Source organism: Methylobacter sp. Wu1, assembly GCF_036553575.1.
Taxonomy (GTDB): Bacteria; Pseudomonadota; Gammaproteobacteria; order Methylococcales; family Methylomonadaceae; genus Methylobacter.
Map to the genome: position 1 here is coordinate 1 of NZ_JAZHOC010000002.1, position 4341 is coordinate 4341.

A 4341-nucleotide genomic window follows, 5' to 3' on the forward strand; every position below is an offset into this window, starting at 1 on the left:
TGATCGTCGAAGGCTTCAACAACAACGACATCCGGCCGTCCAGCCATGTCGGCCTGACGCCGCAGCTGGTGGAATTTGACGCCCTGCGCAGTGCCGGCCTGAGCATAGGCCAGAACTGGACTCTGCCGGGCGGCAATCTGGTCACCGCCGCCCCCAATGGAGTGGCCAGCTATAAATGGTACGCCGGTCGAATGACGAGCAGGCCCTACCCTGACGCCAATTCGAAACTGAAGAAGCTTTATGCCGAACCGGTGGAATACGGCGCCGTCAACCTGATGCCGTCGGACCGCATGAAGCAGATCAGCAAGGGCGCCATCGGGGCGTTGATCATCGAGCCGCAAGGCGCGAAGTGGCAGGAAGACGCCAACATGCGCGCCTCGGCCACGGTCATGCTGACCAACGGCAAGTTCTTCCGGGAACACGTGCTGCTGTTCCAGGACGACCTGAACCTGCAGCAAGACGGCGTGCCCGTGCCTAATCTTGCCGGTATTGAGGATCCCGAAGACACCGCTCAGAAAGGCTTCAACTACAGGACCGAACCGCTATGGGCGCGCATGGGCTTTGCGGCGGATACCCCGCTGGAAATAACACGCACCTTTGACTTCACCAATGTGCTGACGGGCGCAGCGGAAACACCGACTTTCCTGGCCAAAGCCGGCGAGCCGGTCCGGATGCGCGTGCTGCAGGCCGGCGGTCATGCCCGTAACCATGTCTTCCAGCAGCATGGGCACATCTGGCTGGAGGAACCGTTCACCAACGGCTCGACGGTGATCGGCACCAACAGCTTCTCGGAATGGCACGGCTCCCAAGCCGGCATCGGGCCGGGCAGCCATTTCAACTTCCTGCTGGCCAATGGTGCCGGCGGTGTCTTCGCAACGCCCGGCGATTACCTCTACCGGGATCAGGCATCGTTCACGTTTGACGGCGGAATGTGGGGCAAATTACGAGTGCAATAGCATCTCGTAAGGCGTATCGGAGTGCAGCCGCAAGCCGGCTGCACTCTTTTTATCGTTATCGGATACTCGATAAAACAGGGATATGACTATGAGAACACCCAATTACAGAAATTCAGCATTATGCTTCATCGTATTGACCGGCCTTTTCTTCGTATTCAGCGATCAGCTGTCGGCATTGTTCAAGAATAATCCGTCAGACAACGAAGTGATCAAGGAAGGCTTGTCCATCGCCTTGGCCATCGATCCGGTCCAGGCCGACAAGATCGCGGCCTCTGCTCTGCACGAGGGCCAGCCGGCGCGCCTGCAATTCACGGTCCGGGATACGTCCAGCAAGGAACCGGTCAAGGGTCTGCACCCGGCCGTCTGGCTGGACCGCCAGAACCCGCAGGAACAGAACCTGTCATGCAAGGACCGCATCAATTCCTATCTGCAAAGCAAACTGGCTTTTCAGCCCGATATCAACCTCAATTCCTATTTCGTGCTGGCGCTGAACAACAAGGCCAGCATTTCCGTCATCGATCCGATGAACGGCTTCGGCGGCAGCAAGATGATCACGCGTATCCGGCTGAACAGCCCCGGCGTGGACTGGGCCTTGAGCAAGGATAATAAAAAGCTCTATGTGGCTACGCCGTTAAGCCGCGAAGTAGCTGTCATCGATACCGGAACCTGGCAGGTAAAGACTTTTCTGTCGTTTGCAGCCTCACCCACCCGGCTGGCCTTGCAGCCGGACGGCCACTATTTGTGGGTGGGACTCGAAACGACCGATAACAAGTCCTCAGCCGATGTCAGCGCCGTCGATACCGAAAAAAACCAGGTGGCCGCCTCGATCGCCACCGGCAAGGGCGGCCATGAGTTTGCCTTCAGCGCCGACAGCCGCATGGCTTACGTCAGCAATGCCGACAACCAGACGGTGGCCGTCATCGATACCGCCAAGCTGGCCAACCATAATGCCGTCAAAAGCATGGCCCGGCCCGTGGCGCTGGCTTTCTCGACGTTGAGCAAGACCCTGTACGCAGCCACCGAAAGCGGCCGCCTGCTGGTCATCGATGCCGAAGGCCAGGCCGGCGCGCCCATCGAGACCGGCTCGCCGCTGAAAGCATTGCGCTTCAGCCCCGACGGCCGCTGGGGTTTCGCGCTCAGCCAGAGAGACAACAAAGTGTTCATCATCGATGCTTCAGTGAACCGCTTGGCCCAGACCGTCGAAGCCGGCGCCGCGCCGGACCAGATAACGTTCACGGATCATTTCGCCTATGTCCGCTCGACCGCCAATGAAACCGTGAGCATGCTGCAGCTGGATGCGCTGGGCAAGAATGCGCCGGCAGCCGTGACGACCTTTCCGGGCGGTCAATCCGCACCGGGTTCATCCGGGCTGCTGTCGGCCGATGCCATTGTGCCGACGCCTGAGCGCAATGCCGTGGTGGTCGCCAATCCGGCCGACAAATCCGTGTATTACTACACGGAAGGCATGGCCGCGCCGATGGGCAATTTCGAGAACTTCGGCATGAATCCCATGGCGGTCATGATTGTAGATAAAAGTCTGCAGGAAACCGCGCCCGGCGTTTATACGGGCACCGCTCAGCTGCCGCCGGCCGGCCGTTACAGCGTCTCGGTCCTGCTCAACAATCCGACGGTCTACCACTGCTTCGCCGCCGACATCGCGCCGGACCCTGAACTGGCCAAATCAGACACCCAGCCGGTCAAGGTGGAGTATCTGCTGAACAGCAAGGAAGTGCCGGTCGGCGCACCGGTATCGATCCTGGTCAAAGTCAATCATGCGGAAAAAAATAATGTCAGCGACCTGCAACTGCTGATCTTCCGCATCCCCGGCCAGTGGCAGCAGCGGCTGCTGGCCAAACCGCTGGGCGACGGCCTGTATCAGGCGGACATCACGCCGACGGAAACGGGCGTCTATCAGGTATTCGCACAGTCGCCCTCGCTCAATTTCACCTTTGAACAACAGCCCATGCTGACGTTCCGCGCCATCCGGCCGGAAATCGCTACCGCTCAGGTCAAGGAGTTGGCGCCATGAATATCAAGTTCAGAACCGGAGTCATCATCACCCTGCTGATTACCGGCGTTCTTATCGCCGTTGTGCCGGACCCGGCGCCGAAGACGATAGAGTCTCCGGCCGCACTGCCGAATGCCGAACTGCAAGACCAGAACGGCGCCTCGGTCCGTTTTGCCAGCGATGTCGTCGGCAACCGGATCATGGCGCTCAATTTCATTTATACCGATTGCCAGACGGCCTGCCCGGTCGTCTCGGGCATTTTCTCCAAGCTGCAAAGCCGGCTCGGCGACAAATTGGCCAAGGACGTGCGCATGGTCTCGCTGAGTATCAACCCGGCTACGGATACGCCTGAACGGCTGAAAGCCTACGCGGAGCGCTTTCACGCCGCGCCCGAGTGGCTCTGGCTGACCGGAGAGAAGGCCCAGGTCGACGCCCTGCTCAAAAGCCTGGGCGTCTACAGCGCCGATGTCGCCAACCATGCGCCGGTCATTCTGGTCGGCGACCCGGTCCGCGGCGAATGGACGCGCTTCAATGGCCTGTCCAGCCCGGACACCATCGCTGCCCGAATCGATGAATTGCTGAATGCCCGCCATGGAAAATCCTGAGCGCGAGGTGTGGCTGCAGGGCCGAATTTTATTCGGCCCGAACATTCAGCTGGACGGGGCATGTTGCCCCGTTCAAAACGTTCAGGATTGGTTAAGTAGAGTCTCCAAGCTCAAGCATTGCTGAAACGTTAGGGCCGGGGTTGCAAACCCCGACCCGCTTGAGGTGGAGCCTCCAAGCTCAGGCATTGTAAAAAAAGTCAGGGCCAGGGCTACATTCTTCGGCCTGCTTGAGTGTAGTAAGGTAATGCAGGCGCAAATACTACCCATGCAGCCGTTCATAATTTCACACCCAGGACTTACGCAGTTTGCCTGTTCAACCGCCGAAACAAGTAGTTTTAAAACTTGTGGGGGCGACTTCGCCTAGAGCGCCTACTGTTGGTAGTCGCCTTTTATCTGAATGGGCGACTGAAGTCGCCCCCACAGACTTGCGTAAGTCCTGACACCTTAAGTTTACAAACAAGATTCTGTGGCGTGTCGTCATCCTTGAATGGCTGAAGCATCGCTATAGACTTTCCCGCCGCTGCCCGTTCACTTGCTTTTCAGGCTGAATCTCATCAAATCAGGTATTTCCTGAGCTAAAAATCAGGGTTTCACCCGATTTCCGCACTGTAGCTGTGCTTATAAAGTCAGATTGTCTTTAATAATCCTTATCGATTGCTGCGCAGGAAAACGGCTGGCTCAAGGTTACTTTCAGGCGGCAATCATTTCTTCAATTACTGTAGTGTGGAGATGTCATGAAAATTCGGCAAATCAGCGGCCGGTTGGAAACCGG

At 58.1% G+C, this 4341-nt stretch carries 3 protein-coding genes; all 3 read left to right on the forward strand.

The window, feature by feature from the left end:
• Positions 1-191: 191 nt before the first annotated feature.
• The 3 genes from V2P20_RS00070 (at position 192) to V2P20_RS00080 (ending at position 3569) form a co-directional block, all read left to right on the forward strand.
• A complete protein-coding gene (locus V2P20_RS00070; RefSeq protein ID WP_331814693.1) occupies positions 192-956 on the forward strand; it encodes a hypothetical protein in 765 nt (254 codons plus the stop codon).
• Between the two features lie 88 nt (positions 957-1044).
• Positions 1045-2985, forward strand: a complete 1941-nt coding sequence (locus V2P20_RS00075; protein ID WP_331814695.1) for a hypothetical protein — start codon at positions 1045-1047, stop codon at positions 2983-2985.
• Positions 2982-3569, forward strand: a complete 588-nt coding sequence (locus V2P20_RS00080) for an SCO family protein (protein ID WP_331814697.1) — start codon at positions 2982-2984, stop codon at positions 3567-3569. The genes V2P20_RS00075 and V2P20_RS00080 overlap by 4 nt, the downstream gene beginning before the upstream one ends.
• Positions 3570-4341: the final 772 nt, after the last annotated feature.